The following is a 1,057-nucleotide window of genomic DNA, read 5'->3' as shown; positions in this document are numbered from 1 at the left end:
CCGGCGCTTCGATGCCCAGGTGCGCGAGCTTGCCCTCGCAGCTCTTGAGCCCGCCTTCGATCTCGCGCAGCGAGTGGGCCCGGCCCAGTTGGCAAAACAGCATCGCAACCAGCTGGCCCCAACTGGAGAAGCCCTTGGACGCGTATTCAGCCTGGGTGCGCTTGACGATGTGCTCGAACTCGATGCGCGGGATCAACTTGAGGATCTGACTGAACATGCTGCATGATGCTTTCACGTTGGGCCTCTCGTGAGTGGGGTGGAAGTTCGTTTGGCGACAACTTTTTACCCCACGCATCGGGATGGCTCAACGCCTTCTGTCTTGGACAAGAGTGGCACTGACCCGCAATTTCAAACACACGGTGATCGAGCGCGTGGAGCGAGATCCGGACTTCGCCAAGGCCCTGCTGGACGAAGCGGCTACGCTGTTCCTGAACGGCGAGGCCGAGACCGCACGCCTGATCCTGCGCGACCTGGTCAACGCGACCCTCGGTTTCGAGCAGCTTGCGCAGGCGACTCACAAGCCAAGCAAGAGCCTGCACCGCATGCTGTCACCCCAGGGCAATCCGAGCATGGACAACCTGGCCGCGATCTTCAGCGCAGTTCGTCAGCGGCTCGGCGTGGGATTCGAAGTGCACGCGGTGCAGGCCCACGCATAGAGGCACCGTGTTGATGGAGCACGTGAAGTGGCCGGCGCCAACGACCCTGTCCACTGGACAAGGCAATTGTCGCCAACCACGAAGGTATCTGAGCACGGCAATGGAGGTCGGCAGACCCGAGGCAGACGCCCATGACCGCAAGAATTGGACGCAACGACCACCCGCCACGGCGGCATGCCGCGCGGGCGGCCGAAGCGGGAGACCACGAGGACTGGCAGCTAGCGGCCTTGGGCCTTGCGACCTCACCCTGTATCGKATCCCTCACGAACCTCTTTGCAATCCATGGGTGAGTCGCCTTGATGCACGGGTGAAACGATGCAACTCGACATCTTCGAACACGGCCGCGAGGTGATGCTGAGGAACGACGCTGTGCATGCGCTCGAGCGGCGCGACGCGTCGGC

General features: G+C 62.7%; 2 protein-coding genes. One reads left to right on the top strand and one right to left on the bottom strand.

The genetic code is table 11. The features are described from left to right. Positions 1–217: DUF4372 domain-containing protein (locus AC1DY5_RS56810; protein ID WP_478122900.1), on the bottom strand; the 217-nt coding region annotated here is incomplete at its 3' end. Between the two features lie 112 nt (positions 218–329). Between AC1DY5_RS56810 and AC1DY5_RS56805 the strand changes: the two genes are divergently transcribed. Then, positions 330–656 carry a helix-turn-helix domain-containing transcriptional regulator gene (locus AC1DY5_RS56805; RefSeq protein ID WP_478122899.1) on the top strand — a complete coding sequence of 109 codons (327 nt, stop codon included), beginning with the start codon at positions 330–332 and terminating at the stop codon, positions 654–656. The last annotated feature ends 401 nt before the right edge of the window (positions 657–1,057 follow it).

The organism is Variovorax sp. P4_D9, assembly GCF_056401695.1.
This window is presented reverse-complemented; position numbering and strand designations above follow the sequence as displayed.